Raw genomic sequence first — 24,103 nt, forward strand, 5'->3', positions numbered from 1 at the left:
AAACCACCCTATGCTCACCGGATGATCACACCGCCCAGTAGCCTGCGCCGCAGCGAGAGAGCGCGCCGCGCGACGCTGCAGGCCGCGCTCGACCTCTGCACGGAGAAGGGGTACGGGCGCGTGACGATCGAGGCCATCGCGGCCCGCGCCGGCGTCAGCAAGAAGACGATCTACCGCTGGTGGCCGTCAAAAGGGGCGGTCCTGCTGGAGGCGTTCACGGACGCCCTGGTGGACGCCACGCCGTTCGTGGACACCGGTGACATCGCCGCCGACCTGCGCACCCACGTGGCGGGCGCGGTGAAGCTGCTCTCCACACCGCCCTTCGGCCCGGCCTACGCGGGCATCCTCTCCGAGCTCCACCACGACGACGTCCTCGCCCAGGCACTGCGGGACCAGCTGGTCGACCCGCGCGTGGAGGAGGCGGTGGCCCGGCTGCGCAGCGCGCAGAACCAAGGCCAGATCCCGCCGGGCGCGAACTTTCCGCTGGCCGTGGAGATGCTGTACGGCCCCGTCTACTACCGCCATGTCCTGCGCAAGCCGGTCCAGGACGAGGAGACGGTCGCCGCCCTCGTGGCCCATGTGCTGCGCGCGCTGGGGGCGTGAACTCCGCCACCGGTACGCTCCCCGGATGATCGACTCATCTGCGGGGCTGGACGCCCCCCGGATGATCGACTCATCTGCGGGGCTGGACGACGTCGGGGTGGCGACGGCCGCGGTGCGGGCCGGTGCGGACGTGGTGCGCGGCATGTACGGCGGGCGGCTCGCCCGTATCGACAAGGGGGCCGGGGACTTCGCCACCACCGCCGATGTCGAGGCCGAGAGGACGATCCTCGGCGTCATCCGCTCCGCCCGGCCCGATGACGCGGTGCTCGGTGAGGAGCCCACCCCGGGTTCGCCGAACGGTTCCGGCCGCGCGTCGTGTCCACGTCGCTGGCCCTGGCCTGGGTCGCCGCGGGCCGGTGCGCCGCGTACGTCACCGACGGCGGCGACCTGTCCGGCAGCGTCCACTTCGCCGCCGGCATCGCCCTGTGCCGGGCCGCCGGCTGCGTGGTCACCGGGGGCGTGGACCGGGGGCGTGAACCGGGGGCGTGGACCGGGGGCGTGAACCGGGGGCGTGGACCGGAGGCGTGAATCGGGAGCGTGAACCGGGAGCGTGGATCGAGGCGTCAACCGGGGCGTGAACCGGCCGCCCGAGGGGGTGCCCGGTGGGTGCCTCACACCTCTGCCGCCCCCCGGTGGCCCCTTCCGCCGCGCCGGGTGATGCTGGTCCGGCACGTGCCGGTGCACCGGTGCGCCGGAGCCTGAGGGCCTGAGGGTGGGTGGAACCGTGTCGTACGCCGATACCCCGGCCGAATCCGGAAAGGCCGGGCGCGAACGGGCCGGGCGCGAACGGGCCGGGGGCGAACGGGCCGGGGGCGAACGGGCCGGGCGCGAACGGGCCGAAGGCGAGACCCGTCCGGAAGCCCTGGGCGACGCGCTCCTGAAGGCCCTCTTCGCCCAGTCCGCCGTAGGCCTCTTCGTGCTCGACCCGCAGCTCAGGCTGGTCCGCGCCAACTCCCTCGTCGAGGGCGTCGGGACCGGCGGGTACATCGGCCTCCGCTTCAGCGATGCCTTCCGGCCCGACGACCCGGGCGGCTCCGAGCAGCTGCTGAAGGGGGTGCTCGCCGGCGAGGGGCCCGTACGCGACCATCTCGTACGCGGCCGGCTCCGGCAGATCCCCGGTGACCGGGTCTTCCTGGTCTCCGCCTACCGCCTCGACGGCCCCGACGACGGCCCCGGGCACAGCGCCCTCGGCCTGCTGGCCGCGGTCGTCGACGTCACCGAGCGCGAGCGGGCCAGGGCCAGGGAAACCACGCTGGCCGCCGTGCGCGACGCCGTCGGCGGCTCCCTGGACGTGGCCACCGCCTGCCGGGCGTTCGTCGACGCGCTGGTGCCCGGGTTCGCCGATCTCGCCGTCATCGAGGTGGTGGACGAGGTCCTGCGCGGGGCCGACCCGCCGGTGGGGCCGCTGCCGCCGGACACCCCGCTGCGCCGGGCGGCGAGCGGCCGCTGCGACTCCCTCCAGTGCGACGAGGTGAGCGGGGGGCATCCGATCGGCGGGACCCGCCGCCTCCCCCTCCGTACGCCGTACGCGCTTGCCGTCGCGGACCTGCGGCCCCGGCTCGTCCCGCTCACCGCCGACACCCCGTGGCTGGACTCCGGTCCGGGCGGGTCCCGAGCCTTCGTCGAAGCCGGCGCGCACTCCTTGATCGTCGTACCCCTCACCCTGCGGGGCGCCGTCCTCGGCCTGGTCAACCTCTACCGCTGCGAGGCCGCCGAGCCCTTCGACGAGGAGGACGTCTGCCTCGCGGCTTCGGCGGCCACCCGCGTGGCCCTCGCCATCGACAACGCCCGCCGGTACGAGCGCGAGCACGTCATCGCCTCCACCGTCCAGCGCCGCCTCCTCCCGCCGGCCGAACGCCACCAGGCCGCCGTGGAGACCGCCCACGTGCTGCTGCCCGGCCGGGACAGCGGCTGCTGGTTCGACACGATCCCCCTCTCCGGGGCCCGGACGGCACTCGTCGTCGGCGGTGTCGCGGGGGAGGGTCTCCAGTCCGCCATCGCCATGGGCCAGCTCCGTACGGTCATCCAGGCGCTGGCCGGTCTCGACCTGGAGCCGGAGGAGGTACTGGCCCGCCTCAAGGAGACCGCGGACCGTCTCGCCCACGAACGCGCGTCCCTGCCCCCGAGCGACTCCCTGCACGGCGAACCCCTGCGGGCGGGATGCGTGTACGGGATCTACGACCCGTTCACCCGGACCTGCACGGTCGCCCGTGCCGGCCACCCCGCGCCCCTCGTCGTCGGGCCCGACGGGCGTACGGTCACCGTCGACGCCCCCGAAGGCCCGGGCCTCTTCGCCACCGACAGCGCCCTCTTCGCCCCCGCCACCGTCACTCTGGAGGAGGGCAGCGTCCTCGCGTTCTGCACGGCCGAACTGCTCGCCGACGAGCGCGCCGCGGAACGCATCACCCACGCCCTCGCCCGCAACGACCGCAGCCTCCAGCAACTGGGCGACGACATCGTCTACGCCCTCCCCGACGACGCCGGCTCCGCCGGAGCGGCGCTGCTGCTGGCCCGCACGGGTACGGTCTGCGACCACCGGGTCGCCACCTGGGACCTCGCCCAGGAGCGCACGACCCCCGCCGACGCCCGTCTGATGGTCCGCGACCGGCTCCAGGGCTGGGGACTCGACGAGGACACCGTCGACTCGACCGAGCTGATCGTCAGCGAACTGGTCACCAACGCCGTCCGCTACGGCACCCCGCCGCTCCGGCTGCGCCTCCTCCTGGACACCACCCTCACCTGCGAGGTCCACGACGGCTCGACGGCCTCCCCGCACCTGCGCCACGCCCGTACGGTGGACGAGGGCGGCCGGGGCCTGTTCATCGTCTCCCGCCTCGCCGCCCACTGGGGAACCCGGCACGGCCCGGACGGCAAGGTGCTGTGGACGGAACAGGACCTTCCGGGGGGCGGCGGCACGCCCTGACCGGCCGGCAGGAGCGTGGGCGGAGGGAGACGGCCCGCGAGGACCGGCTCAGCCGAACAGCCGCTCCAGGACCGCCGCCACCCCGTCCTCCGCGTTCGTCGACGTCACCTCGTCCGCCGCCGCCCGCAGCTCCCGGTGTGCGTTGCCCATCGCCACCCGGTGGCCGGAGCGGCGGAACATCGGCAGGTCGTTGGGCATGTCCCCGAACGCGACCGTCCGCTCGGGACCGACCCCCAGCAACTCGGCCGCCGCCGCGATCCCGGTGCCCTTGTCCACCCCGTACGGAGCCAGCTCGACCGTGCCGGGCCCCGCCATGCTGACGCTCGCCAGGTCACCCACCGCCCCGCGTGCGGCGGCGGCCAGCGCGTCGTCGTCCAGCTCCGGGTGGCGGACCAGCACCTTGATCACCGGCCGCTCCCACAGGGCGTCCCGGGAGTTGACGCGGAGCGCGGGGAGCGTCGGGTTCGGCATCCGGTAGCCGGTCTCGATCAGCGTGAGGCCGTCCACCCCGTCCTGGTCCACCGCCGCGAACACCGCCCCGACCTCCGCCTCGATCTTCCCGAGCGCGGTGTCGGCGGCCTCCCGGTCCAGGCTGACGGAACGCAGGAGCCGCACGCCCCCGGCGTCGTACAACTGCGTGCCCTGGCCGCACACGACGAGCCCGGTGTACGCCAGGTCCGCGAGCAGCGCCCGTATGCCGGGGACCGGCCGCCCGGTGACGATCAGGTGCCGGGCCCCGGCAGCGGCGGCGCGGGTGAGCGCCGCGCGGGAGCGGGCGCTCACGGTGTCGTCCGGGCGGAGCAGGGTGCCGTCCAGGTCGGTGGCGACGAGGGCATATGCGGGTGGCGTGGGCATGGGCCACAGCCTAGGAGGGCCCGGACGTCCGCTTGCGCGCGAGGGAGAGATCCGGTAAGCGCTACGAGGGCGGGGGCGGCGGCCGGTCAGCCCGGGCGCTCGCCGGCACGGCGGACCGCCGCGAGCAGCCGCCGCACACCGACCGCGTGACCGCCCGACCCGAACACGAGCCGCCGGTAGGCACCCCCCGCCAGGCCCGGGAAGGCGGCACGGCTCTCGGCGCGCAGACGCGTGCGGCCCGGGCCGTCGGGTTCGAGCCGGAAGATCAGGGCGTAGGAGGAGAAGCGATGACGGCCCTGGAGGGTCAGCTCCTGTCCGGGTGAGGCGACGAGCACCCGGAAGCCGGGGAACGCCGATCCCTGGGCGAGCGGGCGCGGCCCGGACGGCCGGGTGTCGTCGGCCCGGACCAGCCGCGCGTAGGCGGCTGCGGGGGCCCGCGAGAAGGACCGTTCCAGCTCCGCGCACAGAACGCGCCAGACGCCGTCCGCCGCTGCGGTGATGACCGTCGCGTGCTCGTCCAGGTAGGGCAGTGAGTCGACCTGCATCGGAGCCTCCGTCGATTCGGGCCGGTGGGGTGAAGCCCCGTGGTTCGTGCGCCTGTACGTCACCTTGGCCTTCCTGCGCGGCCCTGTCGAGCGGGGCACCGCCCGCCACCACGGAGAAGCCCCGCCGCACGCGTGCGGCGGGGCTTCTCGGCCGGGCCTGGGGCGGCCTGACGGTCAGACGGTGTCGAACTGCCCGGCTCGGACGCCCGCGACGAACGACGAGAACGCGGTGGCGGGGACGGTGAGGACCGGGCCGGTGGTGGTGTTCTTGGAGTCGCGGACGGGGACGAAGCCGTGGGGGATGGCGAGGTTGGTGGCGACCTCGACGCACGCGCCGCCGTTTTCGCTGTACGAGGACGTGAACCAGCGGGGGATTTCGGTCTCGGTCGTCACGAGGTGCCCTTTCGTAGCCTGTCGGTTGGGGCGGGTGGGTGCTGCAACTCTGAGGGCTTGCTACCCACGTCGGAGGTGGCGAACGCGCCGTCGTGCGCGCTCCCGTCATGAGCTGGTCGGCCGGGCGGGGCAGGGCAGGTCGGGGGTGCTGCGGTTCGGCGAGCAGGTCACCAGGGCGACGGAGTGGAAGACCGTGCCCTTCAGGTAGTGGCCGAGGTGCGCGTCGCCGCCCCACGTGAGACGTTCGACGGCCGCCCTGACGAGGAGGACCAGCCTGGCCGCCTCCCGGTCCTGCGCGGAGGCGAACCGGGGCGCGAACTCGCTGAGTTGCCGGCCCAGCCAGGCGCCGGCTTCCTTCGGCTCCTCCCAGGTGCCCCGGATCATCGAGGGTGGTTTCAGGAGCCAGTGCGCGGTCTGGATCGGGGGTACGTCGGAGGTCGGGAAGGCGGCCACGGCTTCCCGGTAGCGGTTGTGCACATCGGGGTCGCTGGTCGCCGTCGGGGCCTGGCCCGGGGGTCTGCGGAGGCTCTCCTTGTCGAAGGTCCGCTTCTCCCCGAGCCAGGCGTAACCGTGGTGGTGCACCGGTGCGTTGCCGCTCAGGCGGAGAGGTCGAAGCGGGCGGGGTCGATGCCCGCCGCGTCCAGCTCGGCCGTGGTGAACCGCAGCGGCTCGGCGCCCGGACGCTTGCTGTCACCCACGGCCCACGCGTCCGCCCCGATCCGCGCGAGCGTCACGCACGCCTCGCCGTCGGGGTGAGTGTTGCCGCCGCAGGCCTTCGAGAATTCGGCTCCGTCGATGGGGAGCTCGTACAGGTCGGACATGGTTGATCCTCCCTTTCTGGGATGCTGACGTCTTCGTGTGTCGGCAGCAATGGTGTCCAGGAGGGGGGGTGGTTTCTAGGCGGTTTCCTGTTCGCGCAAAAGCTCGTCCCGGATTCCTTCGATCAGGGCCCGCATGGCGTCACCGGAAACGGCGGATTCGCTGAACCTCTCGAACTTGGATACGTACAGGGAAATGTCCCTCGGGTCGGTCACCACCGTCTCCGCGTGGACCAGCTCGACAGTCACGGTCCGGTCGTCCTTGATGCAGAATGAGTGGCCCGGGAAGTCCACCTGCGGAGCCGACAGCTCAACAACGCTGATATCCACGCCGGGGAGCCGAGAGGCCGAAATCAACCGGTCGAGCTGCCCTGCCATGGCCAGGGGCGGAAGGATGCGCCAGTGGAGAACCGATTCCACGATGATGAACCGGAAGGCCTTGCCCTCCGCGTACAGAACAGCTTGCCGCGCCAGCCGTGCGCCGATGGTGCGTTCCAGCTGCGCACTGGAAAGGTTCTTTCGGGCGAAGACCGCCCGCGCGTACTCGGGCGTCTGGAGCAGCCCGGGAACGAGCGACGGCTGGAATAGACGCAGCAGTGCCGTTCGGGCCTCAAGGGCCTGCACCTGTTGCTGCTTCCTGCTGTACCCCAGGCGCCGGATGAGCCGCCAGGCCGTAATCTCTGTGGCCGCTTCCCTGGCGGCAGCCATGTACTCGGCCTTGACGTCATCCGATACGCCTATGGCCGAGAGGACACAGTCGACATCCGTGATGCTCGGAGCGATACTCCCGGTCTCAATCTTGGAGAGTTTGGAACGGGACATGGCAGCGCTGCGGGCAACTGCCTTGGCTTCCAAACCGGAAGACTCCCGCAGTACCCGCAGTGCTGCCCCGAGGCCGGACTTGTTCACTCCCCGTACTTATCCCACCAGTCGGAGAACGGTACGGCCTGGGCCAAGGCCGTGTCGCGGTAGGCGAGGAACCTGGGCAGCTGGTCCTCCCCGAGGAAATCGGAACCCAGATACTTGCCCGCTCCGTCATATTTCATGGTGCTGATGACCCGCTCATCGAAGAGCCAGAAATCCGGGGCATGCGGAATCGGGTTCTCCTGGTCGGTCGTGTCCAGGATGAAGAACTCTTCCCCGGCCGTCATGTTTCGGCGGTAGCCCCAGGAGAGTTCGAAACGTAGATAGTCCGTCAGCGGACGGGCGAGAATGTGGACGCGGTAGATGCGCCTTCCCGTCTGGACGGCGTTGCCGACCGTCGTCATCCAGTCGGCTGTCGCGTAGTCCTCGGGCTGAGGCTCGTCGGCAAGGAATGCGCGGTAGGCTTCAACGCCCCCCGACTTGCTGTAGTCGTCCAGCGTTTCCAGCCGGAATGCCTCCCGCTCAAATTCGTCGAACCAGTCGCCGGGGGTCTTAGATGAGGTTGTCACGAATGACCTTTCGGATGAGCGCGATCGGAATTTCTACCAGGGTTTCCTGCGCCGGGAGGTTCAGTCCGTGGTCGGCGACCCTGTCCCCCTGGATGGCGAGCGTGCCCCGGTCCGTCGCGTAGACGGTCGGGCAGTCGCCGTCCTCGCACTCGCCAACCAGCCGTGTCAGCTTCACAGTCCGCCCCCTCGTCGTCGGGTGTCCCGTCCGATGATCGCGGGTCCCACGGAGGGTCACAAGGGGTGTCGGTTTCCGTTACTGGAAATCGGGCGGGACGGAGAAGCTGAAGAAGCCCCACCGCACGTGTGCGGTGGGGCTTCGCGGCCGAACGGCTCAGACGGTGTCGAACCGCCCGGCCCGGACGCCCGCGACGAATGATGAGAACGCGGTGGCGGGGACGGTGAGGACCGGGCCGGTGGTGGTGTTCTTGGAGTCGCGGACAGGGACGATGCCGTGGGGGGCGGCGAGGTTGGTGGCGACCTCGACGCACGCGCCGCCGTTGTTGCTGTACGAGGACGTGAACCAGCGGGGGGTTTCGGTTGTCACGGGGTGCCCTTTCGCAACTGCTTGACGATGTCAACGGAGGCCGCCTGCGAGGGCGCTACCGCCTGCATCTGATGGTAGGCGGAGAGCAGGGGCAGCACAGCAGTGGTTTCCCGTTCCACATAGCCCTGTTGTGCGGACTCGGCGTACGACATGATCGAACGGTCCACCATCGTCAGGACGTAGACCGGCAGGTCGAACGGGCGGCGCTCGCCCAGGTCGAACGGGACCACCTGAAGGATCGTGTTGGGCAGTGCGGCGAACGCGATGAGGTGATCGAACTGCGCCCGCATGACCTCGGACCCGCCGACCGGGCGGCGCAGACAGCTCTCGTCCAGCATGCCGAAGACCATCGTCTCCCGGCCCCCGAAGACCGCCGCCTGCCGCTCCGCGGTGACCGCGACCCGCTCCTGGGCCTGCTCGGGGGTGATGACCCCGCGCCGGACGGCGCTCTCCGCGAGGACCGTGGCGTACTCCGGTGTCTGGAGCAGCCCCGGCATGACACCGACCTCGTACAGCCGGATCTCCGCCGCCCGCCGCTCCAGGCGCAGGTATTCCGGGAAGCCTTCCAGCAGGCTGCCCTGCTTGATCTCCCGCCATTCGCGCTCGAAGGACTCGGGGCTGCCGACCAGACCGAAGATCTGATCGGCTCGCCGCGAGAACGGCAGGGTTGCGGACTTGCGACCAGTTTCCATCGCTGAGATATGGCGGCCGGTGCAACCCGCCATATCGCCCAGCTCGTCCTGGGTCCAGCCCCGCGAGTCGCGTAACTTGCGCAGTCGCGCCCCGTACGCCGCCTGGGGGTTGGCCTCGGGATTCAGTTCCTTGCGGTACACAAACGTGCCCTCCAATACGGCCATGTTGAAGACCATTCGACGGTAGGCCACGCTGAAGCTCCCCGGTAGTCAAATGGCTACAGAGAGGAGCCGTAGGTGTACGGCGAGAACGTCTGTCCTAATAACGAACGGTGTCCGCGCGTCCCCGATCCCGGCACCCTCCTGGTGGACACCAGTCGTGGTGACCGCGTGGGGGAGTTCCGGGGGGTCGCCGGCTTCTACTGGTCGCTGCGGCCCGTGGGCGGCGGGGTCGAGTGGGAGGTCGAGCCCCGCTACGTACGCCCCGCGCTCCTCATGGAGCAGCTCCGGGCCCGTACCGCCCGCCTCAACGCGCGCAGTCGGGGAGAGGTGCTGTGAACCCCGCGCAGCGGCCGGTGCGTTGGTACGCCGCCGAGTGCCGGGCGGGCGATGCGGCGAGGTCCGTCCGGCTCGGCGGGGTCGTCGCCCCGACCCGGCGGCTCGCGCTTCGGTGGCTGCGGCGGCAGGCGCGGCGGTTCGCGGACGCGCTCGACCCCGACCCGTACGCCCCCTGGGTTCCGGCCCACGCGCTGCACCCGGTCGCGGGCGCCCCGCACCCGGTCACGGACATCCCGCACCCGGTGACCGGCGCGCGGCTTCCGGCCGCCGGCGCCTTGCCCGACGCGCCGGCCGAACTCCGGGCGTGGGCGGACAGTCTCCGCGAGCACGACTACGCGCTGCTGCGGCTCGCGGACGGGCTCCCGTACGAGTTCGTCGCCCGCGACGCCCTGGCCTGGTACGGGCTCGTGGTCCGCCCGCTGGGCCGCCGGTAACCGGACGCGCCCCCGCTCCGGGCGCCTGTCCGCCCCCACCCCCAACCACCGAGGATCGATCGACGTGTTGCAGTGCACCGCCTTCGCGGCGGTCCCCGAGATGGGCGCGCTCGTCGTGCTCATCGCCATGAACGCCGAAGCGGGCCCCACGACGGAGGTGCCCGACCTGGACGACATGCTGCTGTGCGAGCTGGGTGAGCACGACGGGGCGACCGAGCACGCCGCGCAGCTCTGGGCGGGTGAGATGGACGCGGCGCGGGACCTGTGGATGTTCTGGATCGACGCCGGTGCTGATGTCAGCCCCGACCCCGACCCCGACCCCGACCCCGACGCCGACCCTGACCCCGGCCCGGGTCCCGACGCCGACAACCGCGTGCGCCGCACGTTCCGGTTCGTTGAACTGCCGCCGTGCCTGGCGGTCATGCGCACCCTGGCGACCGGCGAGCGGGAGGCATGCCTCCTGTTCGACCGGCACCCGGCCCCGCACTCCTGGGATGTCACGGACCCGCTCGCGGACCTGATGGCCGAGCGGATGAGGGAGGAGATCCGGCGCGAGCGGGGCGGGGAGCCGCCTACGTGACGCCCGCGTCCGCTTGCCGTGCCGCGCGAGCTGGATCAGGTTGAGCCCCCGCAGCCGGCCGAACTCCGCCCGTACGCCGCCCGTACGTCGTCCACGGCGAAGGCGGCGGCCGGGATGCCGTCCTCGACCAGGGCCGTCCGGTAGGGCCCGACCGCGCGGTGGCGATCCGGTTCCAGCAGGAGTTCGGTGCCTCAGTTGACGCAGAACTCGTTGCCCTCGGGATCTGCCAGGACGAGCCAGCTGCCGCCCTGTTCGTCGACCGCGCGCAGGATGCGCGCGCCCAGCGCCACCAGCCGTTCCGCCTGCGCGTCGCGCTCCCCGGGGGCGGTGTGGACGTCGATGTGGAGGCGGTTCTTCACCGTCTTCGGTTCCGGGACGCGCTGGAACAGCAGACGCCGCCCCAACCCCGTACCGCTCGTCTCGTCGTACGGGTCGTCCGGGTGCCGGGCCGCCGCGAGATCGCGCCAGGCGCGGCGGCCGTGGGCGCGGGTGGTGGCGGCCTCGGGGACGGCTCCGGCGGCGAGCAGCTGCTCGACCAGGGCGCTGTTGTCCTCGATCAGATAGCCGAGGGCCTCGGCCCAGAAGCCGGCCTGGGCGTGCGGGTCGGCGCTGTCGATGACGAGCTTCCAGGACAGTGTCTGTGTCATGGAAACCGTTTATAATGGTTACATGAGTGCGAGCGCAATGGACACGCCGGGAGTGGCGCCGGGACGACGGCCGGAACCGACGGGGATGCTGCTGGTCCACCCGGACGGCAGCTCGTTCCGGTTCGACCCGGGCGCGCTCTGCCTGGAGCTCCTGCCGACCGGCGGACCCGGGCCGCTCGCGTATTTCGAGGTGCTGCACGGGCCGGAGGACCTGGTGCGCTGGGTGGGGGAGAGCCGGCTGCCCGGTGAGCTCGAACCCGCCGTGAGCCAGGTCGAGGTGGACGCCGCGCGCGCGCTGCGTGATGCGCTCTGGCGGCTGGCGGAGGCCCATGTGTCCGCCCGGCAGCCCGCTTCGGACGACCTCGCCACCGTGAACGACGCGGCGGCGCACCCGCCCCTGGTTGCCCGGCTGACCGCTGAGGGGCAGCGGGAGTGGGGGCCGGGCGCGACCGGGACCGGGCTGCTCTCCACCGTCGCGCGCGACGCCGTCGACCTGTTCACCGGGGCTTACGCCCACCGGGTCCGTACGTGCGGCGCGGACGACTGCCGCCTGCTGTTCGTCGACACCTCCCGGCCCGGCAGGCGGCGCTGGTGCTCGATGGAACGGTGCGGCAACCGCCACAAGGTCCGGGCCCACCGCGCCCGGCTGGCCACTGCCGACGATTCCTCATGGAGATGTCAAGCGGCCAGTGTGACGGGCGGTGTGGGGTCGTAGCACCGTCCGTCACGCAGAAGGGCCCATAGAACGTTGACCCTGCGGCGGGCGAGGGCCATGACGGCCTGGCTGTGTCGTTTGCCTTCGGCGCGCTTGCGGTCGTAGAAGCGCCGGGATTCGTCGCAGCAGCGGATGCTGATCAATGCGGAGGTGTGGAAGACGCGTTGGAGGCGTCGGCTGTAGCGGGTGGGACGGTGCAGGTTGCCGCTCACCTTCCCGGAGTCACGAGGCACCGGGGAGACGCCGGCGAAGGCGGCCGGCCGGTCCGGGCTGGCGAAGGCGTCCATATCTCCGCCGGCGGCAGCCAGGAATTCGGCGCCCAGCAGGACACCGATGCCGGGCATACTCGTGATCACTTCCGCGTTGCGGTGGCGGCGAAACCGGCCCTCTATGAGCTTGTCGGTCTCCGCGATCTTCTCGTTGAGGGCCATCACCTCCCTGGTCAGGGAGTGCACGACGTGGGCGGTCATTTCCTCGCCGGGGACGGTGGTGTGTTGTCCTTCGGCCGCCTGGACGGCCTTGGCGGCGAGTTCGTCTGCGCTGCGGACCTTGCGGTTGCGCAGCCAGGTGGCCAGGCGTCGCCGGCCGGTGCGGCGGATGGCTGCTGGGGTCTGGTAACCGGTCAGCAGCACCAGGGGGCCGGTGTTGCCCAGGTCGAGTTCACGTTCCAGGCCGGGGAAGATCTCGGTGAGGTGGCCGCGGAGCCGGTTGATGGTCCGGGTGCGGTCGTCGCTGAGATCTCGGCGGTGGCGAGTGAGGACCTTCAGCTCGGACACCAGCTCGTCGCCGGGCCGCAAGGGCGTGAGGTCGCGCCGGATGCGGGCTTGGTCCAGGTCGATGCCCCATGTCGCTTCGTCGCCCAGATCTAGAACGTCTCCGAGTAGCTTGAGCAGGTCGTTCTCGTCGTTGGCGACGCGCCGGGACAGCAGCCGCTTGCCGGTGTCGTCGATCACCACGCAGTGGTGATGGGTCTTCCCGGCGTCGATACCGGCCCAGATCGCTGTCACTCGCTACTCCGCAGGTCGTGTTCGGACAGGTACCACGGACGACCTCGCTGTCGAGTCCCTACTGAGCGATCAGTGCCGCAATTCCTCATGAGCAGCCGAGTCGTCGTGGGGCGCCGGGCGGCGAATCGACGGAAGCCACAACTACGGCAGACGACTGAAAGCCACACCCGGCACCCCTGGGTGAGCCAACCCTACGAATGGCTCGCTCAGCCCGATCAACAAGGTAGGGACGACTGAAACCGAAGGGGTCTTCGCCATGCCTACCGGACTCACTCAGGACGCGGGCTGGGAGATCGGCGTCTCCCGGACGATCCAGCAACCTCCGCGGGCCGTATGGGATTTCATCACCGGGCCGGAGGGCGTCGCGCTCTGGCTCGGCATCGACGGCCCGCTCCCGACGGAGAAGGGCACTCCATACCGTACGGCGGACGGGACCGAGGGCGAGATCCGCAGCTACCGCCCGGTCGACCGCGTCCGCCTCACCCACGGCACGTCCACGATCCAGGTCGCCGTGTCGCCCGGCAGCTCCGAGGACCGGGCGGTGCTCCGCTTCCACCAGGAACGGCTGGCGAGCGCGGAGGAGCGGGAGGAGCGGCGTACGCACTGGAAGGGCGTGATGGACCGGGTGGTCACCGAGCTGACGTGAGGGAGCGGGCGCGGGGGCGGTGCGCCGGGGCAGGCGCGGGGGCTGCGCTTCCACGCCGTACGCGGGGGCTGTGCTTCCACGCCGTACGCGGGGGCTGCGCTTCTACGCCGTACGCGGTGGGCAGGCCGCGCAGGTGTGCCTGTCCAGCGCGGTCAGCAGACGGGCGGCAGCGTCCCGTACGACCTGTGCCTGCGCCGGTGTCCGCGCCTGTGCCTGGGCCCGCGTCCGCGTCTGCACCTGGGGCGCAGAGGTGCTCGCGGCCAGCCGGACGGCTGTCGGGCGCCCCTGCGCCACCGCGTCGTGCGCGGCGCGCGTCCACTCGGGGTGCTGGGCGTGCCCGGAGGCCAGGATCGAGGCGAGCAGCTCCAGCACGCCCGCCCGGTCCTCGACCGTGTCCGTCACCGCCAGCTCCCACAGGAACGGCACCGCGGCCACGGTCGAGTCGAACACGGCGGGGGCGCCGATCCACTGACCCAGATCGCTCAGCGCGTCCTCGGCGGTCGGGCCGTCACCCCAGGCGATCCGCGACAACATGCCGGGAACCTGGGAAGCGGAGCCGTACGCATGCTGCAACTCGTGCCATCGCACGTTCCTCATCTGGCCCAGGACAGTCCCCATCCGGGCACTCAATCAGCCTTACCGCTCGGCGTCCACCGTGCCGACCAGGTCGCCTCCGCCCCGTCGGGGAACTGGGCGTCGCCGGAGGTCTCCGGGGTCGCGGGGGCGGCCGCCGCTGTCGCCAGCAATTTCGCCGCCAGGGTCCGGTTGCGCCGGGCGTTGCGCAGCGCGTCCCAGGTCAGGAGGGAGAGGGCCAGCCAGACCAGCGCGAACCCGGCCCACCGCTCGGGCGGCATCTCCTCGTGGAAGTAGGCGATGCCCAGCGCGAACTGGAAGACCGGAGCCAGGTACTGGAGCAGCCCCAGCGTGGAGAGCGGCACCCGGATCGCCGCCGCGCCGAAGAAGATCAGCGGCACCGCCGTGACGATCCCCGTCGCGGCGAGCAGCACCCCGTGGCCGGCGCCTCCGGTGGTGAAGGTGGACGTGCCGGTGGCCGCCAGCCAGAGGAGGAAGCCGAGCGCGGGCAGGAACAGGACGGCGGTCTCGGCCGCCAGCGACTCCAGGCCGCCCATGTCGGCCTTCTTCTTCAGCAGGCCGTACGTGGCGAAGGAGAACGCCAGGACCAGCGAGATCCACGGCGGCCTCCCGTACCCGATCGCCAGCACGAGCACGGCGGTCAGGCCGGTGGCGACCGCGATCCACTGGACCGGCCGCAGCCGCTCGCCGAGCAGCAGGACGCCCATGGCGATGGTGACCAGCGGGTTGATGAAGTAACCCAGCGACGCCTCGACGACCTGCCCGTTGTTGACGGCCCAGATGTAGAGGCCCCAGTTGACGGCGATGATCGTCGCCGCGATCGATATCAGGCCCATCTTGCGCCGATCACGGGCCAGCTCGCCGATCCAGGCCCAGCGCCGGACCACGAGCAGGGCCGCTCCGACGACGGCCAGGGACCAGACCATCCGGTGGGCGAGGATCTCGACCGCCCCGGACGGCTTCAGCAGCGGCCAGAAGATGGGGACGAAGCCCCACATGCTGTATGCGCCGACTCCGTACAGCAGGCCGGCCCGCTGTTCGTTCTTCCCGTTCACGGGCCCCTCCTGGACTGCCTGCGCCGACGCGTCTGCCGACGGGATGAAGGTAACGCCGGAGGGGCCTCGTGTCATAGCCGTCTCAGGGAGACGCTCATGACAGGGGGTGGGGGTGGTGGTGGTGCGTCAGGCGGTGGCGAGGGTGGCGCGTACCGTCGTGGCCAGTGGCGTGGTCGGGCGGCCGATCAGCCGGGCCAGGTCACCGCTCGTCCCCGCCAGCAGGCCGCGCTTGACGGCCTCGTCCACGTCGGTGAGGACCGCGGCGAACCCCTCGGGCAGGCCCGCCCCGACCAGGATCTCCTGGTGCACGGCGGCCGGAACGTCGTTGTACGTGATCTCCTTGCCGGTCACCTCGGACAGCAGGGCCGCGTACTCGGCGAACGACCAGGCGGTGTCGCCGCTCAGCTCGTAGACCTTGCCGAGGTGGCCCTCGCCGGTCAGCGCGGTCGCCGCCGCGGCGGCGTAGTCGGCCCGGGTGGCGGAGGCGACCCGGCCCGCGCCCGCGTTGGCGACGACGGCGCCGTGCTCCAGGACGGGGGCGAGGTTGGCGGTGTAGTTCTCCGTGTACCAGCCGTTGCGGAGGAGGGTGTGCGGCAGCCCGGAGCCGAGGATCAGCTGCTCGGTGGCCTTGTGCTCGTCGGCCAGCAGGAAGTCGGCGTCCGGCCCGCCCAGGACGCCGGTGTACGCGAGCTGCGCCACGCCCGCCGCCTTGGCCGCCTCGATCAGCGCGGTGTGCTGCCGTACCCGCTTGCCCACCTCACTGCCCGAGATCAGCAGCACCCGGTCGCCGGCCCGGAACGCCTCGTCAAGGGTCTCGGGGCGGTCGTAGTCGGCGATGCGGAGCTCGACGCCCCGCGCCGCGAGCGCGGCGGCCTTCTCCTTGCTGCGGACGACGGCGGCGATGTCGCCGGCGGGGACCGTGGCCCGCAGCTCATCGATGACGAGGCGGCCGAGTTCTCCGGTGGCTCCGGTGACGACGATGCTCATGGGGGGCTCCTGTTTCAGTTGTTTCAGCGGGGGGCTTTCCCGATCGAGCGTACGCCGAGCACTAACCAGGGGAAAGTACCTACTTTGAAGTAAGCTACTGGTATGGAAGTTAGTGCAAGGGAAGTCGGTGCAGGAGGCACGGGAGCCGTTCCGGACGTCAATCAGCCGATGTGCCCGTCCCGGCTGGTGCTGGAGCATGTGACGAGCCGCTGGGGGGTTCTGGTCCTGGCGGCCCTGCTGGAGCGCTCGTACCGCTTCAGCGAGCTGCGCCGCACGATCGGCGGGGTCAGCGAGAAGATGCTGGCCCAGACCCTGCAGACGCTGGAGCGCGACGGATTCGTCCACCGCGACGCGAAGCCGGTGATCCCGCCGCGCGTGGACTACTCGCTGACCCCGCTCGGCGCCGAGGCCGCCGAACAGGTGTGGGCGCTCGCCCGCTGGACCGAACGCCAGGTGGACGCCGTGCAGAGCGCGCGCGAGGCGTACGACGGGGCCCGGGCCTGATCCTCCTGGTCGAGGAGCGGGCCCGGGCCCCGGGGGTCGTTCCTGTGCCGCCGTACGTCAGCCGACGACGGTCCAGGTGTCGGCCCCGGCGAGGAGCGCGCCGAGGTCACCCTTGCCGTCGCGCTCCACGGCGGCGTCCACCTGATCGGCCATCAGCGTGTCGTAGACGGGCCGCACGACGCTGCGCAGCACCCCGATGGGGGTGTGGTGCAGGGTGTCGGCGTCGGCGAGCCGGGACAGCGCGAACGCCGTGGTGGGGGAGTCCGCGTGGGCGTCGTGCACGAGGACCTGGGAGCGGTTCTCGTCGGTGACGGCGACGACCTTCAGATCGCCGGTGTCCGGGTCCCGGACGACGCCCTTGGTGCTCCGGCCGTCCTCCGCCGGGGTGCCGAAGAGGATCGGCTGCCCGTGTTCGAGGCGGATGACGGCCTCGGCGGCCTGCTCCTGGTCCTTGAGGACCTCGAAGGCACCGTCGTTGAAGATGTTGCAGTTCTGGTAGATCTCCACCAGCGCCGTGCCGGGGTGCTCGGCCGCCGCGCGGAGCACGCTGGTGAGGTGCTTGCGGTCGGAGTCGACCGTCCGCGCCACGAACGACGCCTCCGCGCCGATGGCGAGGGACACCGGGTTGAAGGGCGCGTCGAGCGAGCCCATCGGCGTCGACTTGGTGATCTTGCCGATCTCCGAAGTGGGGCTGTACTGGCCCTTCGTCAGCCCGTAGATCCGGTTGTTGAAGAGGAGGATCTTCAGGTTGACGTTGCGGCGCAGGGCGTGGATGAGGTGGTTGCCACCGATGGAGAGCGCGTCACCGTCCCCCGTGACGACCCAGACCGACAGGTCGCGGCGGGAGGTGGCGAGCCCGGTGGCGATGGAGGGGGCGCGGCCGTGGATGGAGTGCATCCCGTAGGTGTTCATGTAGTACGGGAAGCGGGAGGAGCAGCCGATGCCGGAGACGAAGGTGATGTTCTCCTTCGCCAGCCCCAGCTCCGGCATGAAGCCCTGCACCGCGGCGAGGACGGCGTAGTCGCCGCAGCCGGGGCACCAGCGCACCTCCTGGTCGGATTTGAAGTCCTTCATGGACTGTTTCGCCTCGGCCTTGGGCACCAACTGCAGCAGTTCGTTGTGCTGCAGTTCCTCGGTGTCAGGCATCGATGGCCTCCTTGAGGGCGGTGGCGAGCTGCTCGGCCTTGAACGGCATTCCGTTGACCTGGTTGTAGCTGTGGGCGTCCACCAGGTACTTCGCCCGCAGCAGCATGGCGAGCTGGCCGAGGTTCATCTCCGGGACGACGACCTTGTCGTAACCCTTCAGCACCTCGCCGAGGTTCCTCGGGAAGGGGTTGAGGTGTCTGAGGTGGGCCTGGGCGATGGGCTGCCCGGCGGCGCGGAGACGGCGTACGGCGGCGGTGATCGGCCCGTACGTCGAGCCCCAGCCGAGCACCAGCGTGCGGGCTCCGGCGGGGTCGTCGACGGTGAGGTCGGGGACCTCGATGTTGTCGACCTTCGCCTGGCGGGTGCGGACCATCAGGTCGTGGTTGGCGGGGTCGTAAGAGATGTTGCCGGTGCCGTCCTGCTTCTCGATCCCGCCGATGCGGTGTTCGAGGCCGGGCGTGCCGGGGACGGCCCAGGGGCGGGCCAGGGTCTGCGGGTCGCGCTTGTAGGGCCAGAAGACCTCGGTGCCGTCGGCCAGGGTGTGGTTCGGGCCGGTGGCGAAGGACGTGGTGAGGTCGGGCAGGGTGTCGGTCTCCGGGATGCGCCACGGCTCGGAGCCGTTGGCGAGGTAGCCGTCGGAGAGCAGGAAGACGGGGGTGCGGTAGGTCAGGGCGATGCGGGCCGCCTCGATCGCGGCGTCGAAGCAGTCGGCGGGGGTCTGCGGGGCCACGATCGGCACCGGGGCCTCGCCGTTCCTGCCGTACATCGCCTGGAGCAGGTCGGCCTGCTCGGTCTTGGTCGGCAGACCGGTGGAGGGCCCGCCCCGCTGGATGTCGATGATGAGCAGCGGCAGCTCCAGGGAGACCGCGAGCCCGATCGTCTCCGACTTCAGCGCCACACCCGGCCCCGATGTCGTGGTCACGCCCAGCGCCCCGCCGAACGCCGCACCCAGCGCCGCCCCGATCCCGGCGATCTCGTCCTCGGCCTGGAAGGTGCGCACGCCGAAGTTCTTGTGGCGGGACAGCTCGTGCAGGATGTCCGAGGCCGGGGTGATCGGGTACGAGCCCAGGTAGAGCGGCAGGTCCGCCAGCCGCCCGGCGGCGATCAGGCCGTAGGACAGGGCGAGGTTCCCGGAGATGTTGCGGTAGGTGCCGGTGGGGAACGCCTGCGAGGCCGGAGCGACCTCGTAACTGACGGCGAAGTCCTCGGTGGTCTCGCCGAAGTTCCACCCGGCCCGGAAGGCGGCCACGTTCGCCTCGGCGATCTGCGGCTTCTTGGCGAACTTCTGCCGCAGGAACGTCTCCGTCCCCTCGGTCGGCCGGTGGTACATCCACGACAGCAGCCCGAGCGCGAACATGTTCTTGGACCGCTCGGCCTCCTTTCGGGAGAGCCCGAACTCCTTCAGCGCCTCGATCGTCAGCGTCGTCAGCGGCACCGGGTGGACGTTGTACGCCTCCAGCGACCCGTCCTCCAGCGGGCTGGTCGCATACCCCACCTTCGCCATCGGCCGCTTGGTGAACTCATCGGTGTTCACAATGATCTCGGCGCCGCGCGGCACGTCGTCGATGTTCGCCTTCAGAGCGGCGGGATTCATCGCGACCAGGACGTTGGGCGCGTCACCGGGGGTGAGGATGTCATGATCGGCAAAGTGGAGCTGGAAGGAAGAAACCCCAGGCAGGGTGCCTGCGGGGGCCCGGATCTCGGCGGGGAAGTTCGGCAGGGTGGAGAGATCGTTCCCGAACGATGCCGTCTCCGAGGTGAACCGGTCACCCGTGAGCTGCATCCCGTCACCCGAGTCACCCGCGAAACGGATGATCACCCGGTCCAGGCGGCGGACCTCTTTACCGTCGCCGCCGGTCGTTCCCGTCGTTCCTGACAGGGGGGCGCGCTGACCCCCGAGGACGGCGTCGTTGGCCTCATCGGCCTTCTCTGCCGCGCTACTGACCTGGCTCGTCACTGAACTGGACCTCCCTTGGGGCGGCGGTTCGGAACCGTCCGGCCAGCCGGCGGTCCCAGAGGCAACCCTACGTCCGTGCGGTTCGCCCTCCAGGGGCCGATCATATGGTGGACCCCGTTTTGAGACACCCTTTTAGTCCGTTTTGCCATCTTTCTCAAGCCCCCCGATCATCGGATGGACGTGCTCTGCTCGTAGGTCTTTGGTGCTAGGTCCTTCCGCCCAGGACTGCCCGGCGGAAGCTCGCCGGACACCCCTGGCGGAGATCCGCCGGGTGTACGCCGGGTGCTCGTCCGGCGCCGATCGGCGGCCGGGTCGATCAATTGGCAGGGTGTCAGACGGCTAGGAGTTCAGGTAGGTCAGCACGGCGAGGACGCGCCGGTGGTCCCCGTCGCTGGGCGAGAGCCCCAGCTTCTGGAAGATGTTGCTGACGTGCTTCTCCACCGCCCCGTCGCTCACCACGAGCTGCCGGGCGATCGCCGAGTTCGTCCGGCCCTCGGCCATCAGGCCCAGGACCTCCCGCTCGCGTGGCGTCAGCCCCGCCAGCACGTCCTGCTTGCGGCTGCGGCCCAGCAGCTGCGCCACCACCTCCGGGTCCAGCGCCGTCCCGCCCCGGGCCACCCGTACGACCGCGTCGACGAACTCGCGGACCTCGGCCACCCGGTCCTTGAGCAGATACCCCACGCCCCGGCTGCTGCCCGCCAGCAGCTCGGTGGCGTACTGCTCCTCCACGTACTGGGAGAGGACCAGCACCCCTATCCCCGGGTACTCCTTCCGCAGCCGCACCGCCGCCCGTACGCCCTCGTCCGTATGGGTCGGCGGCATCCGCACATCGGCCACCACCACATCGGGCAGCGCCTGCTCCGCGCCGAGGTCCGCCACGGTCTTCAGCAGGGCCTCGGCGTCCCCCACCCCCGCGACCACATCGTGCCCGAGGTCGGTGAGCAGACGGGTAAGCCCTTCCCGCAGCAGGACCGAATCCTCGGCGATGACTACCCGCACTCTGTTCTCCACGTACTCCACGGCCCTGCGTCCCCCGCTGTTCTGCGTTTCTGAGTCAGAGAGTTTCTGAGTCAGCGAGCCAGTCTCTGCTGCTGTGCTCGTGCTCGTGCTGTGCTCGTGCGCGCACCGCGCCCGACGCCCCAGCATCCCAGGCCCGGGGCACGGATGGGGGCCCTGTGGATAACGCGCCCGATCCGGCCACCCAGCTGGAAACCCCGCCACCGGACAGGATCCGGTGACGGGGGGCACCCGGACAGGATCCGGTGACGGGGGGCACCGGACAGGAGTCCGGTGACGGGGGGCTACCGGACAGGAGTCCGGCGACGGGGTGGGACGGGGAGAGACGGCGGCTGCCCGGGGCGGGGGTAGGGGGGGCGGCGGGGGTAGGGGGGCGGCGGTCCGTCGCACCTGGCCAGCTCGGCGGCGGTCCGTCGCGTCAGGGCAGCTGGCGTGGTGGTCCGTCGCGTCAGGGCAGCTGGCGTGGGGGTCCGTCGCGTCAGGGCAGCTGGCGTGGTGGTCAGCCGCGCCAGGGCAGCTCGGCGGTGACTGTCGTCGGGCCGCCGGCCGGGGAGTTCACCGCCAGGACCCCGTCCACCGCGTCCAGCCGCTCCGTCAGTCCGGCCAGACCACTGCCTGCCGAGACGGCCGCGCCGCCCCGACCGTCGTCCGTGACCTGGAGCAGCAGCCGGTCGGACGTCCGCCACACGTCGACCGTGGCCCGGGTCGCCCGCGCATGCTTGCTGACGTTCTGCAGGAGCTCCGACACCGTGAAGTACGCGATGCCCTCGATGGCCTGTGCGGGCCGCTCGTCCAGATCCACCTCGACCGTGACCGGGACGGTGCAGCGGGAGGCGATGGCGGAGAGCGCGGCGTCGAGACCCCGGTCGGTGAGGACGGCGGGATGGATACCCCGGGCCAGGTCGCGCAGCTCCTGAAGGGCGACCTTCACCTCGCCGTGGGCCTCGTCCACCATCCGCGCGGCGGCCTCCGGGTCGTCGCTGAGCTTCTCCTTCGCCAGCCCGAGGCCCATGGCCAGGGCGACGAGCCGGGCCTGTGCCCCGTCGTGGAGGTCCCGTTCTATACGGCGCAGGTCGGCGGCGGCGGTGTCCACGACCACGCCGCGGTCCGACTCCAGCTCGGTGACCCGGGCGGACAGCGCGGACGGGCCCAGCAGACCGGACACCATCAGCCGGTCCACCGAGACCAGCCCCCGCACGATCCACGGCGCCACCAGCACCAGCACCAGACCCACCGCGCTCGTCGCAGCCAGCTCGACGGGGGAGTCCAGGTAGTACGCGTGGGTGCGGTCCCCGTACAACTGGATGCCGTCGGCCCCGACGAACACCGGGAAGACCCACTGCCACAGCGGGTACGCCAGAGCCATCAGGCCGTACGTCCAGAACACCACCGACACGCAGAACGTGAACACGGCCCAGGGAAAGTGCAGCAGGGCATAGAGCAGGTGACGCCAGGAGACCCCGCTCCGCAGGACAGCGCCCATCCATGCCATCGGGCCGCCGGTCTTCCCCCGCACCCGCACGGGCTCCGCCACGTCCAGCTTCAACAGCCCGCGCGCCCGGGCCCGCTCCATCGCGCCGAACCCCCGGCAGACGGCCAGGCCGACCGCCAGCAGCGGAACGCCGATGAAGGTGATGAGCAGGCCCGCGCTGACCGAGGTCATGGCGACCGCGAAGACGAACATCACCGTGCTCAGCGGCAGGCTCAGCAGGACGTAGAGGAGCTCGCGCCAGCTGCGCGCCTCCAGCGGCGCGCGCAACGCCGCCGGGAGGAAGTGCCTCACCGGGACCTTCCCTTGGGGCCCCGGGCCCTGACCTGTGTGGCCGCGCGTGCCCGATCCCTTGTGGTCCCGGATCTCCGGTCCGTATGCCGTGGCCATGAGTGCCGTCCGTTCCGTCTTCTCTGTCGATCGGGGGAGTGTGTCGCGTCCGTGCTCCGCGTCCGTGTTCCGCGTCCGTGTTCAGCCGCTGCGGACCGTACTCCTTCAGCGGACCGTGCTTCTTCAAGGGTGCTGGGCCGCCGTCTCCGGCACCATGCGGCCGGTCTCCGTATCCATGCGGGGGTTTTCCCCACCCCCGGCACACGCTCGGGGCGCTCAGGACGCCCGGCTGCCGGCCGGGACCCGGTCGCGCCAGGGCAGCTCGGCGGTGACGGCCGTCGGCCCGCCCACCGGAGAGTCGAGGACGAACACCCCGTCCACCGCGTCCAGCCGCTCGGCCAGCCCCGCCATCCCCGTGCCGCCGTCCATCCGTGCCCCGCCCGCCCCGTCGTCCGTGACCTGGATCAGCAACCGGTCCGCTGCTCGCCACACCTCGACGGACGCAGACCGGGCACCGCTGTGCTTGCTGACGTTCTGCAGGAGCTCCGACACGGTGAAGTACGCGATCCCCTCGATCGCCTCCGCCGGGCGCCCCGCCAGGTCCACCGAGACACTGACCGGCACGGTACAACGGGAGGCGATGGCGGACAGGGCGGCGTCGAGACCGCGGTCGGTGAGGACAGCGGGATGGATACCCCGGGCGAGGTCGCGCAACTCCTGCAGAGCGACCTTGATCTCCCCGTGCGCCTCGTCCACCATCCGCGCGGCCGCTTCCGGATCGTCCGTCAGCTTCTCCTTGGCCAGCCCCAACCCCATGGCGAGGGCGACGAGTCGGGCCTGGGCACCGTCGTGGAGGTCCCGCTCGATGCGGCGCAGGTCGGCGGCGGCCGTGTCCACGACGACGCCCCGGTCCGACTCCAGCTCCGCGATCCGCCGCTCCAACTCGTCCGAGGGCGACAACAGCCCCCGCACCATCGCCCGGTCCGCCGCCGTCAGCCCGCGGGTTATGAACGGGAGTACCGGCCACAGGACGAACAAGCTCACCAGCGTCACCGTGAACGTCAGCACCCCCCACGGCAGCCGGATGAACGCGTACAGCAGGGAACGCCAGCCCACCGGGTCCTTCAGCCCCGACCAGAGCCAGGAGAAGACCCCCTCCTCCTGGCGGCCGCGCGTCAACGGACTCGGCTCCTCGATCCGTATCCCGAGCAACGACCGGGCACGGCCCCGCTCCCCCCGGCCCAGCAACCGCGCTCCCCGCAACCCGGCGACGAGCACCGGCAGGCCGACCACCGTGACGGAGAGGCCGACGCCGACGGCGATCACGAGCAGCGCGTAGACGAATCCGGCGATGGCCATCGGCAGATTGACGAGCAGGTGGGCGATCTCCCGCCAGGTCCAGCGGTCGAGGGCGAGGCGGGCGGGCGGCGGCCGGTCGGGGATCGGGACGGAAGGGCTCATGGTCATGGCACCAGCCTGCCGGGCCGCGTCCCCGCACGCCATGGGGCTCATGGGTGGCGTGAAGTAGGGATAACCCCACCTGTGCGCGACGCGACTGCTTAACCTGTGCGCGACGCGACTGCTTACCGTGCGTTTATCAGGGCCTAGACTCCCGTGCGTACACAGGGGCCCCAGGAACGGACGGGGCCGGAGCCGGACGACGAGGAACGAGGGGCGGACGTGACGGACGT

The 24,103-nt window shown here is 71.2% G+C and carries 28 protein-coding genes and 2 pseudogenes; 9 read left to right on the top strand and 21 right to left on the bottom strand.

The features are described 5' to 3' along the window. Positions 1–21 precede the first annotated feature (21 nt). The 3 genes and pseudogenes from ACIQAK_RS14115 to ACIQAK_RS14125 all read left to right on the top strand — a co-directional run bounded on the left by ACIQAK_RS14115 (position 22) and on the right by ACIQAK_RS14125 (position 3,526). Positions 22–603: a TetR/AcrR family transcriptional regulator gene (locus ACIQAK_RS14115; RefSeq protein WP_366390564.1), complete on the top strand. Its 582-nt coding sequence runs from the start codon at positions 22–24 to the stop codon at positions 601–603. Between the two features lie 61 nt (positions 604–664). Continuing rightward, positions 665–1,131 (top strand): annotated as a pseudogene (locus tag ACIQAK_RS14120) (inositol monophosphatase family protein). Positions 1,132–1,465: 334 nt separating this feature from the next. Then, positions 1,466–3,526 carry a SpoIIE family protein phosphatase gene (locus tag ACIQAK_RS14125; RefSeq protein WP_366390592.1) on the top strand — a complete coding sequence of 687 codons (2,061 nt, stop codon included), beginning with the start codon at positions 1,466–1,468 and terminating at the stop codon, positions 3,524–3,526. Positions 3,527–3,574: 48 nt separating this feature from the next. Here the strand turns inward: ACIQAK_RS14125 and ACIQAK_RS14130 are convergent, their stop codons facing one another. From ACIQAK_RS14130 to ACIQAK_RS14175, 10 genes are all read right to left on the bottom strand, one after another. Next, positions 3,575–4,381, bottom strand: a complete 807-nt coding sequence (locus ACIQAK_RS14130) for an HAD family hydrolase (protein ID WP_366390565.1) — start codon at positions 4,379–4,381, stop codon at positions 3,575–3,577. A gap of 86 nt (positions 4,382–4,467) precedes the next feature. Then, the gene (locus ACIQAK_RS14135; protein WP_366390566.1) at positions 4,468–4,926 is read right to left on the bottom strand and encodes a hypothetical protein; all 459 of its coding nucleotides are present in this window, start codon (positions 4,924–4,926) and stop codon (positions 4,468–4,470) included. A 174-nt stretch (positions 4,927–5,100) separates the two neighbouring features. Next, positions 5,101–5,319, bottom strand: coding sequence for a DUF397 domain-containing protein (locus ACIQAK_RS14140; protein WP_366390567.1), 219 nt, complete (start codon positions 5,317–5,319; stop codon positions 5,101–5,103). A gap of 105 nt (positions 5,320–5,424) precedes the next feature. Next, the gene (locus tag ACIQAK_RS14145; RefSeq protein WP_366390568.1) at positions 5,425–5,901 is read right to left on the bottom strand and encodes a hypothetical protein; all 477 of its coding nucleotides are present in this window, start codon (positions 5,899–5,901) and stop codon (positions 5,425–5,427) included. A gap of 14 nt (positions 5,902–5,915) precedes the next feature. Continuing rightward, positions 5,916–6,140, bottom strand: coding sequence for a DUF397 domain-containing protein (locus ACIQAK_RS14150; RefSeq protein ID WP_366390569.1), 225 nt, complete (start codon positions 6,138–6,140; stop codon positions 5,916–5,918). A 75-nt stretch (positions 6,141–6,215) separates the two neighbouring features. Continuing rightward, the gene (locus tag ACIQAK_RS14155; RefSeq protein ID WP_366390570.1) at positions 6,216–7,046 is read right to left on the bottom strand and encodes a helix-turn-helix transcriptional regulator; all 831 of its coding nucleotides are present in this window, start codon (positions 7,044–7,046) and stop codon (positions 6,216–6,218) included. Next, on the bottom strand, positions 7,043–7,570 hold the full coding sequence (locus ACIQAK_RS14160) for a DUF6879 family protein (protein ID WP_366390571.1): 528 nt from the start codon (positions 7,568–7,570) through the stop codon (positions 7,043–7,045). The genes ACIQAK_RS14155 and ACIQAK_RS14160 overlap by 4 nt, the downstream gene beginning before the upstream one ends. After that, positions 7,554–7,745, bottom strand: a complete 192-nt coding sequence (locus tag ACIQAK_RS14165; RefSeq protein ID WP_366390572.1) for a hypothetical protein — start codon at positions 7,743–7,745, stop codon at positions 7,554–7,556. The genes ACIQAK_RS14160 and ACIQAK_RS14165 overlap by 17 nt, the downstream gene beginning before the upstream one ends. Before the next feature lie 156 nt (positions 7,746–7,901). Continuing rightward, complete coding sequence (locus ACIQAK_RS14170; RefSeq protein WP_366390573.1) at positions 7,902–8,114, bottom strand: DUF397 domain-containing protein; 213 nt, start codon at positions 8,112–8,114, stop codon at positions 7,902–7,904. After that, positions 8,111–8,971, bottom strand: a complete 861-nt coding sequence (locus ACIQAK_RS14175) for a helix-turn-helix transcriptional regulator (protein WP_366390593.1) — start codon at positions 8,969–8,971, stop codon at positions 8,111–8,113. Before ACIQAK_RS14175 ends, ACIQAK_RS14170 begins: the two co-directional genes overlap by 4 nt. Before the next feature lie 72 nt (positions 8,972–9,043). Between ACIQAK_RS14175 and ACIQAK_RS14180 the strand changes: the two genes are divergently transcribed. From ACIQAK_RS14180 to ACIQAK_RS14190, 3 genes are all read left to right on the top strand, one after another. Further along, complete coding sequence (locus ACIQAK_RS14180) at positions 9,044–9,304, top strand: hypothetical protein (RefSeq protein WP_366390574.1); 261 nt, start codon at positions 9,044–9,046, stop codon at positions 9,302–9,304. Then, positions 9,301–9,738 (top strand): hypothetical protein, encoded by a 438-nt coding sequence (locus tag ACIQAK_RS14185; protein WP_366390575.1) that lies wholly within the window; start codon positions 9,301–9,303, stop codon positions 9,736–9,738. The genes ACIQAK_RS14180 and ACIQAK_RS14185 overlap by 4 nt, the downstream gene beginning before the upstream one ends. 64 nt (positions 9,739–9,802) lie before the next feature. Next, complete coding sequence (locus tag ACIQAK_RS14190; RefSeq protein WP_366390576.1) at positions 9,803–10,318, top strand: hypothetical protein; 516 nt, start codon at positions 9,803–9,805, stop codon at positions 10,316–10,318. Positions 10,319–10,354: 36 nt separating this feature from the next. On the opposite strand, the pseudogene ACIQAK_RS14195 reads toward ACIQAK_RS14190, so the two are convergent. Next, positions 10,355–10,509, bottom strand: a pseudogene (locus ACIQAK_RS14195) (VOC family protein); the annotation flags it as partial. Continuing rightward, positions 10,510–10,965 carry a VOC family protein gene (locus ACIQAK_RS14200; protein ID WP_366390577.1) on the bottom strand — a complete coding sequence of 152 codons (456 nt, stop codon included), beginning with the start codon at positions 10,963–10,965 and terminating at the stop codon, positions 10,510–10,512. Positions 10,966–11,002: 37 nt separating this feature from the next. On the opposite strand from ACIQAK_RS14200, the gene ACIQAK_RS14205 reads away from it, so the two are divergent. Then, positions 11,003–11,680, top strand: a complete 678-nt coding sequence (locus ACIQAK_RS14205) for a CGNR zinc finger domain-containing protein (protein ID WP_401848088.1) — start codon at positions 11,003–11,005, stop codon at positions 11,678–11,680. On the opposite strand, the gene ACIQAK_RS14210 is transcribed toward ACIQAK_RS14205, so the two are convergent. Then, a complete protein-coding gene (locus ACIQAK_RS14210; RefSeq protein ID WP_366390595.1) occupies positions 11,644–12,687 on the bottom strand; it encodes an IS110 family transposase in 1,044 nt (347 codons plus the stop codon). The genes ACIQAK_RS14205 and ACIQAK_RS14210 overlap by 37 nt on opposite strands. A gap of 256 nt (positions 12,688–12,943) precedes the next feature. Between ACIQAK_RS14210 and ACIQAK_RS14215 the strand changes: the two genes are divergently transcribed. Further along, positions 12,944–13,333 carry an SRPBCC domain-containing protein gene (locus ACIQAK_RS14215; protein WP_366390756.1) on the top strand — a complete coding sequence of 130 codons (390 nt, stop codon included), beginning with the start codon at positions 12,944–12,946 and terminating at the stop codon, positions 13,331–13,333. A gap of 102 nt (positions 13,334–13,435) precedes the next feature. On the opposite strand, the gene ACIQAK_RS14220 is transcribed toward ACIQAK_RS14215, so the two are convergent. The 3 genes from ACIQAK_RS14220 to ACIQAK_RS14230 form a co-directional block, all read right to left on the bottom strand. Next, a complete protein-coding gene (locus tag ACIQAK_RS14220; RefSeq protein WP_366390757.1) occupies positions 13,436–13,951 on the bottom strand; it encodes a hypothetical protein in 516 nt (171 codons plus the stop codon). Between the two features lie 8 nt (positions 13,952–13,959). Next, positions 13,960–14,982: an EamA family transporter RarD gene (rarD, locus tag ACIQAK_RS14225; protein ID WP_366390758.1), complete on the bottom strand. Its 1,023-nt coding sequence runs from the start codon at positions 14,980–14,982 to the stop codon at positions 13,960–13,962. A 126-nt stretch (positions 14,983–15,108) separates the two neighbouring features. Next, complete coding sequence (locus ACIQAK_RS14230; RefSeq protein WP_366390759.1) at positions 15,109–15,969, bottom strand: SDR family oxidoreductase; 861 nt, start codon at positions 15,967–15,969, stop codon at positions 15,109–15,111. 102 nt (positions 15,970–16,071) lie between these two features. Between ACIQAK_RS14230 and ACIQAK_RS14235 the strand changes: the two genes are divergently transcribed. Further along, complete coding sequence (locus ACIQAK_RS14235; protein WP_366390760.1) at positions 16,072–16,473, top strand: helix-turn-helix domain-containing protein; 402 nt, start codon at positions 16,072–16,074, stop codon at positions 16,471–16,473. Between the two features lie 57 nt (positions 16,474–16,530). On the opposite strand, the gene ACIQAK_RS14240 is transcribed toward ACIQAK_RS14235, so the two are convergent. The 5 genes from ACIQAK_RS14240 to ACIQAK_RS14260 form a co-directional block, all read right to left on the bottom strand. Beyond that, positions 16,531–17,619, bottom strand: a complete 1,089-nt coding sequence (locus ACIQAK_RS14240) for a 2-oxoacid:ferredoxin oxidoreductase subunit beta (protein ID WP_366390761.1) — start codon at positions 17,617–17,619, stop codon at positions 16,531–16,533. After that, positions 17,612–19,576, bottom strand: coding sequence for a 2-oxoacid:acceptor oxidoreductase subunit alpha (locus ACIQAK_RS14245; RefSeq protein ID WP_366390762.1), 1,965 nt, complete (start codon positions 19,574–19,576; stop codon positions 17,612–17,614). The genes ACIQAK_RS14240 and ACIQAK_RS14245 overlap by 8 nt, the downstream gene beginning before the upstream one ends. Before the next feature lie 339 nt (positions 19,577–19,915). Further along, the gene (locus ACIQAK_RS14250) at positions 19,916–20,575 is read right to left on the bottom strand and encodes a response regulator transcription factor (protein WP_366390923.1); all 660 of its coding nucleotides are present in this window, start codon (positions 20,573–20,575) and stop codon (positions 19,916–19,918) included. Positions 20,576–21,092: 517 nt separating this feature from the next. Next, positions 21,093–22,472: a sensor histidine kinase gene (locus ACIQAK_RS14255; protein WP_366390763.1), complete on the bottom strand. Its 1,380-nt coding sequence runs from the start codon at positions 22,470–22,472 to the stop codon at positions 21,093–21,095. Between the two features lie 216 nt (positions 22,473–22,688). Continuing rightward, positions 22,689–23,879, bottom strand: coding sequence for a sensor domain-containing protein (locus ACIQAK_RS14260; protein WP_366390764.1), 1,191 nt, complete (start codon positions 23,877–23,879; stop codon positions 22,689–22,691). Positions 23,880–24,103 lie beyond the last annotated feature (224 nt).

The organism is Streptomyces sp. NPDC088706 (assembly GCF_044752765.1).
Classification (GTDB): domain Bacteria; phylum Actinomycetota; class Actinomycetes; order Streptomycetales; family Streptomycetaceae; genus Streptomyces.